General features: G+C 71.8%; 18 protein-coding genes. 6 read left to right on the plus strand and 12 right to left on the minus strand.

Annotated elements, in window-relative coordinates; all coding sequences use genetic code 11:
* Window positions 1-6: 6 nt before the first annotated feature.
* From hxsB to thiE, 3 genes are all read right to left on the minus strand, one after another.
* Complete coding sequence (hxsB, locus tag P1V51_14285) at window positions 7-1,506, minus strand: His-Xaa-Ser system radical SAM maturase HxsB (protein MDF1564213.1); 1,500 nt, start codon at window positions 1,504-1,506, stop codon at window positions 7-9.
* Window positions 1,507-1,627: 121 nt separating this feature from the next.
* Window positions 1,628-2,350 (minus strand): gamma-glutamyl-gamma-aminobutyrate hydrolase family protein, encoded by a 723-nt coding sequence (locus P1V51_14290; GenBank protein ID MDF1564214.1) that lies wholly within the window; start codon window positions 2,348-2,350, stop codon window positions 1,628-1,630.
* The gene (thiE, locus tag P1V51_14295; protein ID MDF1564215.1) at window positions 2,347-2,988 is read right to left on the minus strand and encodes a thiamine phosphate synthase; all 642 of its coding nucleotides are present in this window, start codon (window positions 2,986-2,988) and stop codon (window positions 2,347-2,349) included. Before thiE ends, P1V51_14290 begins: the two co-directional genes overlap by 4 nt.
* A 93-nt stretch (window positions 2,989-3,081) precedes the next feature.
* Between thiE and P1V51_14300 the strand changes: the two genes are divergently transcribed.
* From P1V51_14300 to clpB, 4 genes are all read left to right on the plus strand, one after another.
* Window positions 3,082-3,264: a hypothetical protein gene (locus tag P1V51_14300; GenBank protein ID MDF1564216.1), complete on the plus strand. Its 183-nt coding sequence runs from the start codon at window positions 3,082-3,084 to the stop codon at window positions 3,262-3,264.
* Between the two features lie 52 nt (window positions 3,265-3,316).
* Window positions 3,317-4,102, plus strand: a complete 786-nt coding sequence (locus tag P1V51_14305) for an exodeoxyribonuclease III (protein ID MDF1564217.1) — start codon at window positions 3,317-3,319, stop codon at window positions 4,100-4,102.
* 50 nt (window positions 4,103-4,152) lie between these two features.
* Complete coding sequence (locus P1V51_14310; protein MDF1564218.1) at window positions 4,153-4,566, plus strand: DUF1844 domain-containing protein; 414 nt, start codon at window positions 4,153-4,155, stop codon at window positions 4,564-4,566.
* A 120-nt stretch (window positions 4,567-4,686) separates the two neighbouring features.
* Complete coding sequence (gene clpB, locus P1V51_14315) at window positions 4,687-7,287, plus strand: ATP-dependent chaperone ClpB (protein MDF1564219.1); 2,601 nt, start codon at window positions 4,687-4,689, stop codon at window positions 7,285-7,287.
* Here clpB and P1V51_14320 read toward each other — a convergent pair whose 3' ends face one another.
* From P1V51_14320 to P1V51_14360, 9 genes are all read right to left on the minus strand, one after another.
* Complete coding sequence (locus P1V51_14320; GenBank protein ID MDF1564220.1) at window positions 7,288-7,896, minus strand: hypothetical protein; 609 nt, start codon at window positions 7,894-7,896, stop codon at window positions 7,288-7,290.
* 50 nt (window positions 7,897-7,946) lie between these two features.
* On the minus strand, window positions 7,947-8,711 hold the full coding sequence (truA, locus tag P1V51_14325) for a tRNA pseudouridine(38-40) synthase TruA (protein MDF1564221.1): 765 nt from the start codon (window positions 8,709-8,711) through the stop codon (window positions 7,947-7,949).
* Window positions 8,712-8,728: 17 nt separating this feature from the next.
* Window positions 8,729-10,297, minus strand: coding sequence for a fibronectin type III domain-containing protein (locus tag P1V51_14330; protein MDF1564222.1), 1,569 nt, complete (start codon window positions 10,295-10,297; stop codon window positions 8,729-8,731).
* A 203-nt stretch (window positions 10,298-10,500) separates the two neighbouring features.
* The gene (locus P1V51_14335) at window positions 10,501-11,529 is read right to left on the minus strand and encodes an aspartate-semialdehyde dehydrogenase (GenBank protein MDF1564223.1); all 1,029 of its coding nucleotides are present in this window, start codon (window positions 11,527-11,529) and stop codon (window positions 10,501-10,503) included.
* A gap of 99 nt (window positions 11,530-11,628) precedes the next feature.
* Window positions 11,629-11,838: a DUF465 domain-containing protein gene (locus P1V51_14340; GenBank protein ID MDF1564224.1), complete on the minus strand. Its 210-nt coding sequence runs from the start codon at window positions 11,836-11,838 to the stop codon at window positions 11,629-11,631.
* A 109-nt stretch (window positions 11,839-11,947) separates the two neighbouring features.
* On the minus strand, window positions 11,948-12,757 hold the full coding sequence (gene tsaB, locus P1V51_14345; GenBank protein ID MDF1564225.1) for a tRNA (adenosine(37)-N6)-threonylcarbamoyltransferase complex dimerization subunit type 1 TsaB: 810 nt from the start codon (window positions 12,755-12,757) through the stop codon (window positions 11,948-11,950).
* An 8-nt stretch (window positions 12,758-12,765) separates the two neighbouring features.
* Entirely contained in the window at window positions 12,766-13,620 is an 855-nt protein-coding gene (locus P1V51_14350; GenBank protein ID MDF1564226.1) for a phosphatidate cytidylyltransferase, read from the minus strand.
* Window positions 13,617-14,384: a polyprenyl diphosphate synthase gene (gene uppS / locus P1V51_14355; protein ID MDF1564227.1), complete on the minus strand. Its 768-nt coding sequence runs from the start codon at window positions 14,382-14,384 to the stop codon at window positions 13,617-13,619. The genes P1V51_14350 and uppS overlap by 4 nt, the downstream gene beginning before the upstream one ends.
* The gene (locus P1V51_14360) at window positions 14,381-15,421 is read right to left on the minus strand and encodes a DUF2183 domain-containing protein (GenBank protein ID MDF1564228.1); all 1,041 of its coding nucleotides are present in this window, start codon (window positions 15,419-15,421) and stop codon (window positions 14,381-14,383) included. Before P1V51_14360 ends, uppS begins: the two co-directional genes overlap by 4 nt.
* Window positions 15,422-15,485: 64 nt before the next feature.
* Here P1V51_14360 and P1V51_14365 point away from each other — a divergent pair, with 64 nt between their 5' ends.
* Window positions 15,486-16,904, plus strand: a complete 1,419-nt coding sequence (locus P1V51_14365; GenBank protein MDF1564229.1) for a hypothetical protein — start codon at window positions 15,486-15,488, stop codon at window positions 16,902-16,904.
* Between the two features lie 157 nt (window positions 16,905-17,061).
* The coding region (locus P1V51_14370; GenBank protein MDF1564230.1) for a hypothetical protein at window positions 17,062-17,812 on the plus strand (751 nt) is incomplete at its 3' end.

A 17,812-nucleotide genomic window follows, 5' to 3' on the forward strand; every position in this document is an offset into this window, starting at 1 on the left:
GAACGATCAGGCGTGGTCGGTGGCCGTGTGGAGGTAGTGGTCCCGGTTGCGGACCGAGGTCCAGCGCTTGAAGACCTCCATCACCTCCGGATCGTTCTCCCGGATCTTGCCGAAGAGGTAGTCCTGGATGCCCATGTGCGCCGCGCACCAGGAGGAGAGGCGCATCTTGCCGTGGATGGTGCCCTGGGTGGCGTAGGAGTGCACCGGGCAGATCCCGCAGTAGGGGTTGTAGGCGCAGGACGAGCAGTCCGGGGCGGTGTCGAGGTTGGAGGCCGCGGTGAGGGCCCGCACCGTCTGGTGCTTCATCAGCTCCGGATAGCGGTCCTTGCCCGCCTCGCCGATCTTGAAGAGATCGTCGCCCGACTCGTGGAGCATCCGACCCTCGTCGCAGACGAAGAGGCCGCCGTCGTAGTTGTAGGCCATCTGGCCGATGCCGGCGCCGCAGGGCGAGCGGATGTCGAGGAAGTTGGGGTCGGTCTCCCCGAGGATCTTCGTCAGGAAGATGCCGGCGAAGCGCTCGAGGATCTTCGTGCCCTTCAGGTTGAGGCCGATGATGTAGTCGACCGACCGCGCGTAGAACTCGAGGAACTCCTGGGGGGAGTAGCCGAGCTTCGCCTTGGTCTGGGCCGCGAAGCCGAAGGGATCGAGGGGCCGCAGGAAGATCGCCTTGCAGCCGATGTCGACGAACTGATCGATCAGCGCCTCGGGGTTCTGGAGGGCGGCCCGGGTGACCGTGGGCAGGGCCTCCACGTGGTAGACCTCGCCGTCGAGGCCGATCTCCTCGTAGGCGGCGTTCAGCTTGCCGATCCACTGGAGGGCGGCGGCGTGCGAGTCGCCCCCGGGGAGGATGCGCTGCTTGTTGTGGATCTCGGCCGGGCCGTCGACCGAGGTGCAGACCTGCACCTTGTGCTTCACCAGGAAGTCGAGCTTCTCCTGGTCCATCTCGGCCAGGTTCGAGACCATGGTGAACTCGAGGCTCTTCTTGGCCTCCTCGTTCTTCTTCAGCGCGTACTCGACGACGTGCTTCACGACCTCGTAGTTCACGAGGGGCTCGCCCCCCTGGAACTCGATGGTGATGCCCGGAGAGGTCGTCTCGAAGATGAGATCGACGACCTTCTCCGCCGTCTCCTTCGACATGTCCTTCTCGGTGGCGCTCATGTCCGCCCGGCTGGCGTGGCAGTAGGCGCAGGTCTCGTTGCAGCGCAGCGTGACCACCATGATGTGGAGGTTCGGGCCGTGGGCGAGGAAGCGCTTGCGGTCTCGCATCCGGCTGGAGAGGTCGTCGACGTCCACCTCGCTGCGGATGAAGTTCATGCCGGCGAGCTTCTGGTAGAGCTCGCTCTCGGGCTCGAGCGCCCCGCGCTGGAAGGCGGCGTACTCCTCGTCATCGAGGAAGACGAACTGGCCGGCCAGGTTCGTGATCAGGTGGGCGCCGGCCACCTTGCGGTGACGGTGGAAGGCCGGAAAGGCGGCATCGAGCTCGGACTGGGCCACAGGCGTACTCATTCGTTCCCTCTCCCCGAAGAGGCACGGGTGGGTGTTGGCAAAAGGATGGATAAGGTGGACGATCCGGGCGCTTGCCGCAAGTCCCGCAAGCCTTCGGAATCCGGATGGAAATCTGCGGCGCTCAGCGGCCCCGCGCCGCGAGGACCAGGGCGTCGTAGATCCGCTGGTGGCTGGGGCAGCTCCCGGCGAGCAGCTCGGGGTGCCACTGCACCCCCAGGACGAAGGGCTCGCCGGGGCGCTCGATGGCCTCGATCACCCCGTCATCGGCCCGGGCGCTCACCACCAGGCCCTCCCCCACCCGGGCCACCGCCTGGTGGTGGGTGGAGTTGGCCCGGTGATCGGCCGGCGCCAGCAGCGCGTGCAGGCGCGTGCCCGCGGCGACCTCGAGGGGGTGGGAGGGCTGGCCTCGATCGCCCTCCTGCTCGTGGGGGTGGGCCCCGGGCAGCTCCTGGACGATGTCCTGCACGAGGGTGCCGCCGCAGAGGACGTTGAGCAGCTGCATCCCGCCGCAGACCCCCAGGAGCGGCAGCCCTCGCTCCAGCGCCAGGCGACCCAGCAGGGTCTCCGAGGCCGTGCGCTCCGGCAGCAACCTGCCCAGCCCCTCCCGGGGCGCCTCGCCGTAGGCCTCCGGGGGGACGTCGAAGGCCCCGCCGGTGATCACCAGGGCCGAGAGCCCGTCCAGGGCCGCCTCGACCTCGCCGGGACCCAGCCGGGGCAGGGCGATGGGCAGGCCGCCGGCCCGGCGCACCGCCTCGACGTAGCTGCCCTTGAGCCGGTAGCGCAGCTCGGCGCCCTCCCCCTCCTCGTCCAGGGTCAGCCCCACCCGCACGATCTCCTCGCTCATGCCGAGCCCTCCAGGAAGTGACGCTCCAGCCCGGCGGCCCGGGCCGCGAGGTCCTCGTCGGCCTCGCCGAGCAGCTCCGAGATCAGGGCCACCGTCCGGGCCCCGGCCTCGCGCAGGGAGGGCAGCGCCTCCCGGCCGATCCCCCCGATGGCCACCACCGGCAGCGCGCCCGCGAGCGCCACGGCCTCGCGCAGCCCCTCGAGCCCGACCACGGGGTCCGGGAGGGCCTTGGAGCCGGTGGGAAAGATCGGGCCGAAGCCCAGGTAGTCCGGCCTCGCCGCGACCCCGGCGCGCACCTGCGCGGGGTCGTGGGTCGAGAGGCCGACCAGGGCGCCGGCGGGGAGCAGGGCGCGGGCCTCGGCCACGGGCAGATCGTCCTGGCCGAGGTGGACCCCGTCGGCGCCGGCGAGGGCGGCCACGTCGACCCGGTCGTTGACGATCAGGGGGACGCCGGCCGCGCGGGCCTCGGGGAGGAGGGCCTCCACCAGGGCGAGGAAGGGCCCGCCCGGCGCCCCCTTCCAGCGCAGCTGCAGGAGGGCGGGCCGGGCCGCCAGGAGGGCCCGGGCGGTGGCCTCGAGGGGGCGCCCGGCGCGGCGGCAGGCATCGGCGTCGGCGATGGCGTAGAGTCCACTTCTCACGGTGAGTCGCAACATAGCAGCCCCGTCGCGTTGACACGTCGGGACCCGGGGACCTACAAACCGCCCCTGCTCCGAGACAGAAGGAGAAGCAGCATGGCCATCCAGCGAAACGACGATCGTCTCCACGACAAGCGACTCATCGAGCGCTTCCTGCGCGACGGCACCGTCGTGGACAAGGACCACGAGAAGTACCTCTCGAAGCTCCCCGACCTCGAGAAGGAGGCCGAGGTGATCGGCGTCGCCCTCGAGTCGGTCGGCGACCGCTCCGGCGAGTAGCGCCGGTGGCCGCCCTCCCCTCGCGGTGTCGGGGGGCGCGCGGCGCGACGTCATGCGGGTCGTCTCCTGGAACGTGAACGGCCTGCGGGCCGCGGTGCGCAAGGGCTTCCACGAGTGGGTGCCCACCGCGCAGGCCGAGGTGATCGGCCTGCAGGAGGTGCGCGCCGATCTCGCGCAGCTCGAGAAGCTCGGGGCGGTGCCCGAGGGCTGGCACTTCCACCTCTCCGCGGCCGAGCGCCCGGGCTACAGCGGCGTCGGCCTGCTCTCCCGCCGCCCGCCGGATCGGGTGGATGTCAGCCTGGGCGAGCCCCGCTTCGACGAGGAGGGCCGGCTGCAGCTGGCCCACTTCGGGCGGCTGCTGGTGGCCAACGTCTACTTCCCCAACGGCAGCGGCAAGGAGCGGGACAACGGGCGGGTGCCCTACAAGCTCGACTTCTACCGCGCCCTCCTCGCGCGCCTGCAGGCCGAACGCCGCAAGGGCAAGCGGGTGCTGGTGATGGGCGACTACAACACCGCCCACCGCGAGATCGACCTGGCCCGGCCCAAGGCCAACCGCCAGACCAGCGGCTTCCTGGTCGAGGAGTGCGAGGAGCTCGACCGCTGGCTCGCCGAGGGCTACGTCGACACCTTCCGCCACTTCGAAAAGGGCGAGGGGCACTACAGCTGGTGGAGCCAGCGCCTCGGCGCCCGGGAGCGGAACGTGGGCTGGAGGATCGACTACGTGCTGGCCTCGCAGGCGGCGATGCCCTTCGTGAAGGGGGCCTTCATCTGGCCCGAGGTCATGGGCTCCGACCACTGCCCGGTGGGCGTCGACCTCGACCCCGGGATCACGGGCTGAAGGCGCCGCGAGGGCTTGCGGCCCCCCGGGGCCATGCCTACGCTGGCGCCATGGCAGCCGACGAGAAGAAGGCAGGCGAGGGCTTCACCGTGAACGACCGACGCCGCGTGCGCAGCGAAGCGCCCGAGGCGGCGCCCGCCCACGCAGAGGCGCCGAAGGAGAGCGAGGCGAACCCGGCGGAAGAGCACCGGCCCCGCAAGGGCGAGGGTGAGCTCCCGCCGGTCGACTTCAGCACCTTCGTCCTCTCCCTGGCCTCCTCGGCGCTGGTCCACCTCGGCGAGGTCGTCCACCCCGAGACCGGTGAGCCGGCCCGGAACCTCCCCCTGGCCCGCCAGACCATCGACATGCTGGCGATGCTCCAGGAGAAGACCAGGGGGAACCTCTCGAAGGACGAGGCGACCTACCTCGAGTCGATCCTCTACGATCTCCGGCTGCGCTGCGTTGCCGCGTGCCAGAGCAAGTAGATCTGGCTGCGAGCTGCGAGCTGAGCGACCGGCGCCGACAGCTCGAAGCTCATAGCTCGTAGCTCGAAGCCCTTCCCGGGGTGCTCTTGATCCGCTGCTTCCAGTGATTAGCCTGGGCGCATGAAGCTCGAACGATTCACCGTCAAGGCCCGGGAGGCCGTGCAGGACGCCGCTGCGCTGGCCCGCCGGCGGGACCACCAGTCGGTGGAGCCCCTCCACCTCGCGCTTGCCCTCTTCGAGCAGGAGGGCGGGATCTCCACGCCCATCGCCCAGAAGGTGGGCGTGGCGCCGGAGCTGATCCGGGATCGCCTCGAGGCCAAGCTCCAGGCCCTGCCCCGGGTCGAGGGGGGCGAGGGCTACTTCTCCCAGCCCTTCCTCAAGGTCATCGACGCCGCGGAGGACGCGGCGAAGAAGCTCGACGACGAGTACGTCAGCTCCGAGGCCCTGCTCCTGGCGGTGGCCCGCAGCCGGGGCGACGCCGGTGAGATCTTCGAGGCCAGCGGCCTCTCCGCCGAGCGGATCGAGGAGGCCCTCGCCGCCGTGCGCGGCGCCTCCCGGGTGACCTCGCCCGAGGCCGAGGAGCAGTACCGCGCCCTGGAGAAGTACACCCGCGACCTGACCGAGGACGCCCGGGACGGCAAGCTCGATCCGGTCATCGGCCGCGACGAGGAGGTGCGCCGGGTGATGCAGGTGCTCTCCCGCCGGACCAAGAACAACCCGGTGCTCCTCGGCGAGCCCGGCGTGGGCAAGACGGCCATCGCCGAGGGCCTCGCCCAGCGCATCGTCAACGGCGACGTGCCCGAGTCCCTCGAGGGCCGGAAGCTCCTCTCCCTCGACCTCGGCGCCCTGGTCGCCGGAGCCAAGTTCCGGGGCGAGTTCGAGGAGCGCCTCAAGGCGGTGCTCAAGGAGATCACCGCCAGCGACGGCAACATCATCCTCTTCATCGACGAGCTCCACACCATGGTGGGGGCGGGCGCCGCCGAAGGCTCGATGGACGCCGGCAACATGCTCAAGCCCATGCTGGCCCGGGGCAAGCTGCACGCCATCGGCGCCACCACCCTCGACGAGTACCGGAAGCACGTCGAGAAGGACGCCGCCCTCGAGCGGCGCTTCCAGCCGGTGATGGTGGGCGAGCCCACCACCGAGGACACCATCTCGATCCTGCGGGGCCTGAAGGAGCGCTACGAGGTCCACCACGGGGTGCGGATCACGGACAACGCCATCGTCGCCGCCGCCACCCTCTCCTCGCGCTACATCGCCGACCGCTTCCTGCCCGACAAGGCGATCGACCTCGTCGACGAGGCCGCCTCCCGGCTGCGGATGGAGATCGACTCCCTGCCGACCGAGGTCGAGGAGGTGCGGCGCAAGGTGCTCCAGCTCGAGATCGAGGCCGAGGGCCTCGGCAAGGAGACCGACGCCCTCTCGCGGGACCGCCTCTCCCGCCTCGAGGAGGAGAAGGCCGAGCTCTCCGAGAGCCTCTCGGCCCTGACCGCCCGCTGGACGGCCGAGAAGGAGGCGATCTCCGCGGTCCGCGAGCTCAAGGAGCAGATCGAGGTCCTGCGGGTGCAGGAGCAGGAGGCCGAGCGCCAGGCCGACCTCGGCAAGGCCGCCGAGCTGAAGTACGGGGCCATCCCCAACACCCAGAAGCAGCTCGAGGCCGCGCAGGTGCGCCTCGCCGAGATCCAGGCCCAGGGCAAGATGCTCAACGAGGAGGTCACCGAGGAGGAGATCGCCGAGGTCGTGGCCCAGTGGACCGGCATCCCCGTCTCCAAGCTCCTCGAGGGCGAGATGCAGAAGCTGGTGCAGATGGAGGCCCGGCTCGAGGAGCGGGTCATCGGCCAGCGTGACGCGGTCGTGGCCGTCTCCAACGCCGTGCGGCGGGCCCGGGCGGGCATCCAGGATCCCAACCGGCCCATCGGCTCCTTCCTCTTCCTCGGCCCCACCGGCGTGGGCAAGACCGAGCTCTCCCGTGCCCTGGCCCACTTCCTCTTCGACGACGAGCGCGCCCTGATCCGCCTCGACATGTCCGAGTACATGGAGAAGCACTCGGTGGCCCGCCTCATCGGCGCGCCCCCGGGCTACGTGGGCTACGACGAGGGAGGCCAGCTCACCGAGGCCGCGCGGCGCCGCCCCTACTCGGTCGTGCTCTTCGACGAGATCGAGAAGGCCCACCCCGACGTCTTCAACGCCCTCCTCCAGGTGCTCGACGACGGCCGCCTCACCGACGGCCAGGGCCGCACCGTCGACTTCCGCAACACGGTGCTGATCCTCACCAGCAACGTCGGCTCGGCCGACATCCAGGAGGCCGGCGGCGACGCCCGCGCCGCGCGGGAAGCGGTGATGGCCGAGCTGAAGGCCACCTTCCGCCCCGAGTTCCTCAACCGGGTGGACGAGATCGTCCTCTTCGACGCCCTCGGCCGCGAGGCCCTGCGGAAGATCGTCGACATCCAGCTCGAGCGCCTCGACGCGCTCCTGGCCGATCGCAGCCTGACCCTGCTCCTCGACGACGCGGTCCGCGATCACCTCGCCGAGGCCGGCTACGATCCGGTCTACGGCGCCCGGCCCCTCAAGCGGGCCCTCCAGCGGACGGTGCAGGATCCCCTCGCCCTGGCCCTCCTCGACGGCCGCTTCGAGCCGGGCGAGACGATCCGGGGCGTGCTGCGGGACGGCGCCCTCCACTTCGAGAAGGCGCCGACGCCGGCGAGCGACGCGGCCGCCTGATCAGCCCTCGCCTTGGGGCTCGTCCGGGACGACCTCGTCGTCGGAGAGGATGGCCTCCTCCTCCAGCGCCGCCTTCGCCGCGGCGATGGCCTCCTCCGAGAGGGGGGCGATGGTGCCGGCGCCCGGGGCGGGATCGCCCGGGGCCTTGCGCCGGCGGTCCTCGCTCATGGCCTCCAGCTGGACCTGGGCGTGAGCGCAGGCCCTCGCCGCCAGGAAGGCGATGCCCACCGCCAGCACCAGCTTGGTGATCACCAGCAGGGGCCGGGCGGTGAAGACCTGCACGCCGTCCCCCAGGTAGGAGACGAAGCCCATCCACACCTCGTGGAAGAGGGCCGCCCCGAGAGTCAGGGGAAGGGGGCGGCTGTCGAAGATCCAGCCGGCGGCCCAGGCCAGACCGGGCAGGACGATGAGGAGGGAGATCTGCTGGTAGACCGCCAGGATCAGATCCGAGGCGACGCCCGGCTCGAAGCCGATGGGCCGGTCCGAGAGCAGGGGCACCAGCACGTGCAGGGTGATCGCCCAGCGCAGCATCGCCGAGACCACCACCACGGCGAAGCCCAGGACCAGCACCCGGTTCATCGTGGCGACGGAGGCGCGCAGGCGCCCCACGCCCTCCTTCAGGCGACTCGCCGGCCCCGTGGACTCTGGATGCTCTGCCCTCACGCCTCGTCCCTCGCGGCCCCATAGTACACGGCATCGAGGCAGAGGCCCTCCGGTCCGGCGGTCCGGCCGGCGACCGTGCGGTCCCGGGCCGCCAGGATCGCGGCGACGCTGGCCGCCGGGCGCCGCCCCTCTCCCACCTCCACGAGGGTGCCGACGAGGTTGCGGACCATGTGGCGCAAGAAGCCGCTGCCCTCGGCCACGATCACGATCTCCCCGCCGGCCTCACCCTCGACCGAGAGCCGGTCGAGGCGGCGCCGGGTGGTCTTCGCCGAGCAGCCGGCGGCCTGGAAGCTCTTGAAGTCGTGCTCGCCGACCAGGAGGGCCGCGGCGGCCACCATCGCCTCGAGATCGAGGGGGTGGCGCAAGAGCCAGTGGCTCCGCCGCAGGAGGGGCCGGCGGGAGGGGCCGTTCCAGATCCGGTAGACGTAGCGCTTCCCGGTGGCGTTGCGGCGGGGATCGAAGTCGGCCGCGGCGTGCTCGGCCCGCAAGACCGCCAGGTCCTCGGGGAGCGCGGCCTGCAGACCCGGATGGAAGGCCTTCAGCGGGAGCTCCAGGGGGTCGTCGAAGGCGACCACCTGACCCCGGGCGTGCACCCCGGCGTCGGTGCGGCCGGAGGCCTCGACCACCACCCGCTCCTCCTGGCGCAGGAGGACCCGCAGGGCCTCCTCCAGCACCCCCTGCACGGTGCGCTGCCCCGGCTGGAGCTGCCAGCCGGCGAAGTCCGTTCCGTCGTACTCGACGATGAGGCGGACGCGCAGCAAGGCGTGGGGCGCCGGTCCTAGAACTCGATGGCGAGCCCCAGGGACCAGGTGGTGTCCGAGAGGTCGAAGCCGGCCGAGCCGAAGCCGTCGATCTGCAGGCGCCGGTAGGCGAAGTAGAGGTAGCTGTTGTCCACGCCGGAGCTGCGCTCGAAGTCCTTGGCCAGCTGCGGGTCGAGGGCGTCGAGGAGCACCTGGAGGCCGAGCTCGTACTCGAAGCCCCAGCGCCCGCCCTGGGCCCGCTCACCGGCCGAGTCCACGGCCACCCCGCCCGTGCCGTCGAGGATCCACCACAGATCCCAGACCAGCCCCGCCCGCAGGTAGGGCACCAGCGGCACCTGCCACTCCTGGGCGGCGTAGTCGAAGCGGTAGGAGACGGCCAGGTCGAAGGGCACCCAGTTGAAGACCGTGGTGTCCGGCGAGGGCGTGCCGTCGGGGTAGAGACCCTTGCCCACGTCCTGGCCGAAGCCGGCGCCGAGGCCGACCCCCACCTGGCCGAAGCCCTGCCAGATGGCGCGCTCCAGGCGGAGGCGGCCCAGGAGGGTCTGCTTGGTCCCGAAGACGTCGGCGTAGGGCGTGGCGGCCGTCTCGTCGTCGATCTCGGGGAAGTAGGGGCCGAGCTCCAGCTCGAAGTACCAGCCGCGGTCGTCCTCGACCCAGCCGGCGGCCCGGGCGCTGGCCGGCAGCAGGCTGGCCACCAGCGCGAGGAGGGCCAGCCCGCCCAGCAGGCGGCGCCGGCGCAGCAGACCGAGGCCCGGGAGGAGCAGGAGCAGCGCGGCGAGGCCGACCCGGGCGCCGCCGGCCGACGCGCAGCCGGCCTGCGCTCCGCCGCCGTCGCGGTAGTGCTCCCAGAAGTCGTCGCTCGCCCGCGGCGTGGCGGTGACCGAGGCCGAGCCCTCGCTCCAGTTCCCGAAGTCGTCTTTCGTTTGCACCCAGACCTCGTATTCCGTGTCGTTGGTCAGGCCCTCGACGGTGTAGTCGCTCACCGCGCTCGAGAGCTCGGAGGAGGAAGCCGACGCGTCGGCGGAGCCCACAGGCTGCCAGGAGACCCGGAAACCATCCAGGTCGCTCGGGCTCGAGCCATCGAAGCTCCAGCTCACCTTGATGATCTGGTCTCCCCCGACCGCGCTCACCACCGGATCGGTGGGCAGCGCGGTGTCGAAGTCGATGGCCAGGGACCAGGGGTCGAAGTCGGTGAGGGCGTCGCCGGTGAGCTCGAAGCAGATGTAGCGGGTGTGATCCTCGATCGAGCCGCAGGTGCCCTCCAGGAGGTGGGTGCGGACCATCACCGTGGCGGTCTGCCGGGTGGCGACGGCCGTGCTCTCCTGGACGACGGCCAGGGCCGCGGTGGAGTTACACTCCTTGACGGTGTCGGTGTAGATGCGCACCGTCTGGCCGCTCTCGGGGGTGGCGTCCAGCTCCCAGGCCACGGTCAGGCTCTGATCGGCCTCGCACTCGGCGAGGTTGACCTGCGCGTCCGCGCCGCCGGAGACCATCAGCTGGGGTTCGACGAAGTCGGTGGCCTGGGCCAGGGCGGCGGCAGGCAGGAGCAGGGCGAGCGCGAGCAGGGCTGGGGCACGGAGGTTCATCGAGGGGTTAGAAGAGCAAGGCCCGGGCCAAGTGCCCCGCCAGCGCCCCGGCCCCGCCAGGGCGCCGCAGGGGCCTCCTGGGAGCCGGATCCGCCCCCTGCGGTCCGGGCCGGAGACCTGGGCCTCCCGGGAGGGCGGCCCGCCCGGGACAATTTGTCATCGCCCCGGACGGCCCCCACGGGCTCCTGCCAGATTGGCAAGCCTCAGACGCCGACGAGGCCGCGCTCGATCAGCAGCTCGGCGATCTGGACGGCGTTGGTGGCCGCGCCCTTGCGGACGTTGTCGGCCACCACGAAGAGCTCGAGGCCCCGCGGGTGGGAGAGGTCCTTGCGGATCCGCCCGACGTGGGTGGCGTCGTCCCCGGCCGCGAGCAGGGGCATGGGGTAGATGCGCTGCGCCGGCTCGTCGAGGACCTCGACCCCCGGCGCCGCGCGGAGGGCCGCGCGCGCCGCTTCGGGCTCGATGGCCTCGCGGGTCTCGATGGTCACCGCCTCGGCGTGGCCGAAGAAGGTGGGCACCCGCACGCAGGTGGCGGTCACGGGCAGCTCGGGCAGGCCCATGATCTTGCGGGTCTCCTCGATCATCTTCTGCTCTTCCTTCGTGTAGCCGGAGTCGAGGAAGACATCGATGTGGGGGATGACGTTGAAGGCGATGCGGTGAGGGAAGGTCTCGGGGGTGACCTCCTGCGAGTTGAAGAGCGCCCGGGTCTGATCCGAGAGCTCCTCGATGCCCGACTGCCCGGCGCCGGAGACCGACTGGTAGGTCGCCACCCGGACCCGCTCCAGGGGAGAGAGCTGGTGGAGGGGCTGCAGCGCGACGACCATCTGGATGGTCGAGCAGTTGGGGTTGGCGATGATCCGCTTCGCCGCGAAGCCGGCGACGGCGTCGGGGTTCACCTCGGGCACCACCAGCGGCACCTCGGGGTCCATCCGCCAGGCGCTGGAGTTGTCGATGACGATCGCGCCGGCCGCGGCGGCCTTCGGCGCCCAGATCTTGGAGGTGGCGCCGCCGGCCGAGAAGAGCGCGATGTCGACGCCCTCGAAGGAGCCCTCCTGGAGGCGCTCGACCTCGATCTCCTCACCCTTGAACTCGATCTTGGTTCCCTCGCTGCGCTCGCTGGCGAGCAGCCGCAGCGTCTTCACCGGAAGCTCGCGCTCGGCGAGGACCTCGATCATCTCCCGACCCACGGCGCCGGTGGCGCCGCAGACCGCAATGCAAAGACCTTCGGACATGGAGAGTCTCTTCCTCTCGAAACACAACTCGCGGGTCCTCTCACCCGAACGTGGGGCGAGAGCCCGCGAGTCGAACTGAAAGTGGGTCGGACGGTCGCCCTAGGCGACGGCGAGCCGCTGCTCCATCTGGAAGATCTGATCCTTCTTCTGGAGCTTCAGCTTCTTCAGCTGCTTGATTTCGGTCTGCTCGGCCACGCTGAAGCTGCTCTGGCCTTCGAGCTCTCGAATCCTGGAGTCGAGCTCCCGATGCTCTTCGCGCAGCCGAGTGAGGATTTCTTTGTCTTCTGCCGTCCCGAGATGCTGCTCCATGCGCGTCCTGCACTCCTGAAGGGCTCTCTTGTGCGGGTGTCTCGTGGCGTCCGTGGAGCCCGGTACGGGGCCACTCACCGAAGACGATAGGATCCTCGAAACCACCGCGTCAATCGATGTCTTCCCGGCCCGCTGCCGGAGGCCCGGCGGGGGCCGTCAGGCCCCGGATCTTGAGCTCTCCGGCCTCGAGTTTGCGCTCGGCCTCGGACTTCCGGGCGTAGGTGGGCAGGAGCGTCAGGGGATCGTCGCTCTCACCGGCCAGCAGCCGGGGGGCCGCCAGGACGATCAGGCCCGCCCCGGTGGGGTGCTCGGGCAGCGCGGGCCGCCAGGCGGGGCTCGCGGCGAGCTCGGGGTAGGCCTTTCCCCCGGGTCCGAAGAGGAAGAGGGCCTCGGTGGGATGCCCGGCGAGGGACTCGAGGAGCTCCGCCGGCGCGATGGTGCGGGCCCGCCCCAGCGGCTCCCGGAGGTCCCCCGCCGGCCCGCAGGTCGCGGCGTAGACCTCCGCCCGGCGGGCGTCGAGGCAGGGCACCAGGAGGGCCTCGGCGGGCAGCGCCTCGCCCCCGGCCTCGAGGGCGCGGGCGGCGTCCACGGCGTAGCCCGGCAGGGAGCCCACCCCCACGATCGGACAGCCCCGCCCGTAGGCCAGGGCGTTCAGGGTGGCCAGGCCGCTGCGCAGACCGGTGAAGGAGCCGGGCCCGAGGCCCACCACCAGGGCGTCGACCTCCTCCAGGCCCAGGTCGGCGTCGACCAGCAGCTCGAGGAGCAGATCGGGCAGGCGGCGGGCGTGCTGCCCTCCCCCCTCCTCTCCCCGGCCGAGGTGCAGGTCGGAGAGGGAGCCCGCGGCCTCACCCTCGGTCTCGAGGCGCGCGAGGGCCGCTCCCAGCTTCGGGGTGGCGCTGTCGAGGGCGAGGACCCACATGGCGACCTTCAGGTGAGGAGGGCGAAGGTCCAGACCAGGACCGCGTTGAAGAGGAAGGCGTCGATCCGGTCGAGGAAGCCGCCGTGACCGGGGATGAGCTTGCCCGAGTCCTTCACGCCGTAGGCCCGCTTGAAGAGGCTCTCGGCCAGATCCCCCACCGGCCCCAGGAAGCCGGCGAGGACCCCCAGCAGGAGGAGCAGCGGCACCGACAGGCCGATGGGCTCGGGGGCGATCATCGGCAGGGCTCCGGCCAGCCACCCCACCAGGAACGCTCCGGCGATGCTGGCGACGACGCCCCCGGCGAAGCCCTCCCAGGTCTTCTTGGGAGAGACGAAGCGGGAGAGGGGGTGTTTCCCGAAGGCCCGGCCGGTGAAGTAGGCGCCGGTGTCGTTGAGCCAGGTCACCGCCATCGTCAGCACCAGCCACCAGAGGCCGAAGCCCCGCACGTGGACGAGCACCGCGAAGAGGCCGCCGACGTAGACGATGCCCAGCACCGCCATCCCCGCCTGGCCCGGCAGCGCCTTCAGATCCTCGCGGGCGCCGAAGACCGCCAGGGAGAGCAGCCCGACCACGGTCCAGCAGGCGATGAGCAGCCCCTCCCGGGCCACGAGGGCCTCGCCGGCCCAGAGGTCGACGTAGAGGGGGAGCGCCACGGAGCCGAGGATCGTCACCCAGCGCAGCGTCGCCGGGGCTTCCTTGAGAGCGATCGAGCCGAACTCCCAGCCGCAGATCGCGGCGACCACCAGGATCAGCCCCCGGAAGGGCCAGCCCCCCCACCAGCAGAGAAAGAGGACCACCGGCAGGAGCACGAGCGCGCTGACCACCCGCAGCCCGGTGCCGCTCTTCTTCCCGGCCTCGCTCATGGCAGGTCTCCCTCGATCTGCTCGCCGGTGAGCCCGAAGCGCCGCTGCCGGCGCTGGAACTCTCGGATGGCGAGGAGGAACCCCTCCTCCCGGAACTCGGGCCAGGCGGTCTCGACGAAGACCAGCTCGGCGTAGGCGGAGCCCCAGAGGAGGAAGTTCGAGATGCGCTGCTCACCGGAGGTGCGCACCAGCACCCCGGGCTCGGGCAGGTCACCGGTCCAGAGGGCCGCGCCGAGGACCCCGAGGTCGAGCGCCTCGGGATCGAGCTTTCCCGCGGCGGCCCGGCGGCAGAGCTCCCGCACGCCGGCGAGGATCTCCTCCTGGCCCCCGTAGGAGAGGCAGAGGGTGAGCACCATCGACTTGCAGTGCGCCGTGGCGGCGATGAGCGCGTCGAGGGGCGCTCGCACGAAGTCGGGCAGGCGCTCCAGCTCGCCGACCGCCGAGAGACGCACGTCGTTCTCGAGCAGTTCGTCGCGCTCGTTCTCGCAGTACTCCTGCAGCAGCACCATCAGGCCGGTGACCTCCTCGGCTGGCCGGCCCCAGTTTTGGGAGGAGAAGGCGTAGAGGGTCAGGGCCTCGCAGCCGATGCGGCGCGCGGTCCGGGTCACGGCGCGCACGGACTCGGCGCCCTCTCGGTGGCCCTCGATGCGGGGGCGGCCCCGGGCGACGGCCCACCGGCCGTTTCCGTCCATGATCACCCCGACGTGGCGGGGCACCTCGGCCGAGGCCACCTCGGCCTGGAGCGCGGCGAGCTCGGGCTTCATGGGGCCTTCTTCTCCTTCGGCCGGTACTCGGCGCAGGCCGGGTGCAGGAGCCCCGCCTCGATGAGGGTCGCGGCGGCGTCGGAGCCGTCGACGTAGCGCTTCATGCCCTCGAAGCGGGCAGGGCTCTCGTCCTCTCCCTCCACCTTCCGGATCAGGATCAGCTTCACCCGGTCGCCGAGCTGCTCCCGCAGCTCGCGGTAGACCTCGGGATCGTGCTCCCCCCCGTCACCCATCAGCAGGATGGGGTAGCCCGGGAAGCGCGCGGCGATCTGGGCGATGCGCTCCTTCTTGTAGGGGCTCGAGTCGGAGAGGTTGTTCACCTCGAGGTGGCGCAGGTGGATCGCGCCGAGGGGGAAGCGGTGGCGGGTGAGGAAGGCCGAGAGCTTCCCGTGGAAGTTCACCGGGGAGGCGGAGAGATAGTGGATCGAGGTCGAGCGCTCGCCCCGGGCGCTGCGGCCGAGGGCGAGGCAGCGCATCAGCCCCGGCATCCGCGGGATCACCTCCAGGGAGCCGGCGTCTCGCAGGAAGACGGACTCGAGGAACTTCCCCTTCGAGGTCACGTGGGTGTGCACCTGGGTGTCGTCGAAGTCGGTGATCACCAGCAGCTCGCCGGCGGCCGGCCGGATCAGGGCCAGCTCCTCACCGGAGGCCTCCTCGTCGCCCTTCCGGGCGCGGGCCACCACCTGCAGGCGCCCCGGCGCCGCCGGCGGCTCGAAGCTCAGGGTCAGGGCGAAGAAGCCGTCCTCGTCGGTGACCGCCTTCCCCTGCTGGCCGGCGGCCTCCACCACGACCTCGGCCCCTTCGATCTCGTCGGTGAGCAGGGCGCCGGCGTTCTTGCGCAGGGCCTCCCCCTTCGCCCCCTCCCCGGCGGGGATCGCGCCCGAGACCCGGTCCCGGTAGACCCGGCCGCGGAGCTCCAGCTGCTGCGGCGTGCCCGCCGCGCGGTAGACCTCCACCTCCAGCGGCGCTCCCCGTGCCGGGGCGGCGACGACGCCGGCCAGCGCCAGGCTGGCGAGGAGGGAGTGGTAGGCTCTCACGAGCGAGCAACCTACCCGAAGTCGGGGTGAACGTCGCCACCGTCGAAGAGAAAGGAAGCCCCGGATGCCACTGCGCTACGCCTACCTGGCTGCGGTCCTCGCAGGCCTCGCGCTGATCCTGACCGCGCCGCAGCGGACGGCTGCCGCGGAGGGCGAGGGCCCCCTCGGCCTGCCCGAGGCGCGCGCGGCGCTCGGAGAGGGCAAGCCCGAGGAGGTCTACCTCTCCTGGTCGGCCCTCCAGCCCGGAGAGCACCCCGCCGGGGACGCCCCGGTCACCCGGGTCCTCGTGCTCGCCAGCCGCAAGGCCATGGACCAGAAGGACGCCGCCCTCTCCATGGGCCTGGCCGAGGTGGCCCTGCGCCTCGCGCCCCGCTCCCCCGAGGCGAGCCTGCGGATGGCCGAGGCGGCCCGCGCCCTGACCCTGCCGGGCGCCGCCGCCGCGACCCTCGACGAGTCGCTCGAGGCCCACCCGAAGCACGGGGAGCTGCTCTTCCAGCGGGCGGACCTGGCCGAGGAGGAGGGAGAGAAGGCGCTGGCCATCGCCCTCCTGGAGCGCATCCCTGGGAAGCACCCCCGCCGCGCCGAGGCCAAGCTCCGGCTGGCGCGGCTGAGGCTGCCCCGCAACGACGGCGAGGCCGTCGCGAGCGCCCGCCCGGCCGGGAGCGAGGCGGGGAGCCGGCCCCCGGCGGGCCCCGGAGCGGTGCCGATCCTCGTCGGCGATCGGGTCGTGACGACCCGGCCGGAGGAGACCGGGGTGGCGGGGATGGCCGCCCGCAAGAGCGACAACTTCCGGATCGTCTACAGCAGCGCCGGCAAGGACTTCGGGGCCCGCGCCCGCTACGAGGCGAAGGTGATGGGCATGTTCGAGGACGCCCATCGCCGGCTGGTGCGGCTCCTGGACTTCGAGCCCGGGCGGGTCTTCGAGGTGGTGCTCTACACCCGGGAGGAGTTCGAGCTGCACTTCGGCGGCCGCTTCGCCACCGGGGTGCTGGGCTTCTACCAGGGCAAGATCCGGATGAACCACTCCGAGGATCTGAGCGAGCGCTACTTCAGCACCGTGGTGCACGAGCTGACCCACGCCTTCCTCGACTCGCTCTGTGACGACGCCGGCGGCCGGCTGGCCACCTGGTTCAACGAGGGCTTCGCCGAGTGGGCCGAGTGGGAGATCACCAAGGACGGGGACCGCGGGGTCCGAGGCGATCGCTCCCTGCGCCAGATGCGCAAGCTGGCCCGCCAGGTCCCCCTCGCCCGCCTGCGCAGCGGCCCCATCAGCCAGCTCGGCAACTACACGACCGCCGGCTACCTGAAGTCCCGGGCCGCCGTCTCGGTGCTCATCGGCACGGGAGGCGGCATCCGCCGCTTCGGGCAGATCTGCGCCGACGTGCGCTCGGGGCGGGACTTCGACCTCGCCCTGCGGGAGGCCTACGGAGACTCGATCGTGGATGGCCTCGAGGAGGACGCCAACGAGGTCCTGTCCCGCTGAACCAATTGGGTGTGATCGTCGGCCGCGCCGAAGAGTCCTCCTTGTGAGCCTCTTCGGTGCGCTGCTAGCATCGCGGCAGCCGGCAGGTGGCGATCGGGGCCGCTAGAGCCTCGAAATCCGTGATCATTTCCAGCCGAGCCAGCGTATTCCCTACGACATGTCCGACCTCGATCCCACCCAGGCGCTCTTGCAGGAGCTAGAGGCGCTGCGCTTCCAGCGAGACGCGGGGAAGCTGGACGCGGACGGACACCGGCGCCTCGCCGAGCTGGAGGTCATCCTCGAGGACGGCCCGCTCGAGCCCTACGAGGAGGAGGTCGGAGAGGTGACCGGGGCCTTCGACTCCATGTTCGGCGCCCCGGCGGCCGCGCCCCCCGCGCCGGCCGTCGAGGACGAGCCCGAGGAGATCGGCTTCGTGGACGCCGACGATGTCATGGAGTTCGCCGACGCGGACGACTTCGCGCTGGTCGACGAGGCGGCGCCCGCCCCGGAGCCCGCCCCCGAGCCCGGGCCCTCGCTCGACTCGGAGTTCCTCTCCCTCGACGAGGACGGGGCCTCTCCCTCCCGGACCGGCGGCGCGGCCGCGCTGGCGTGGGATGCCGTCTCGACGGGAGAGCCAGAGCTCCTCTCCCTCGACGACGCTCCGGAGGAGCCTGCCGCGACGCCGGAGGCCCCGCCGGCCCCCGCGCCACCGGCGCCCGCTCCGGTCAGCACCTTCTCCTCCCCCTTCGACGCGCCCGTGCCGGCGCTCGAGACGGTCGATGCCTCCGAAGAGGTGCCGGCCTTCGAGGAGTCTGCCCCTGCGCCGGAGCCCACGCCGGAGCTCGCCGCCTTCCCGGAGCCGGAGCCGGTGCCAGAGTTCGCGTCCTTCGAGGCGCCGGAGCCCGAGCCGATCCCGGCCGAGCCCGCGC

The sequence above is a fragment of the Deltaproteobacteria bacterium genome (assembly GCA_029210625.1).
GTDB lineage: Bacteria > Myxococcota > Myxococcia > SLRQ01 > SLRQ01 > JARGFU01.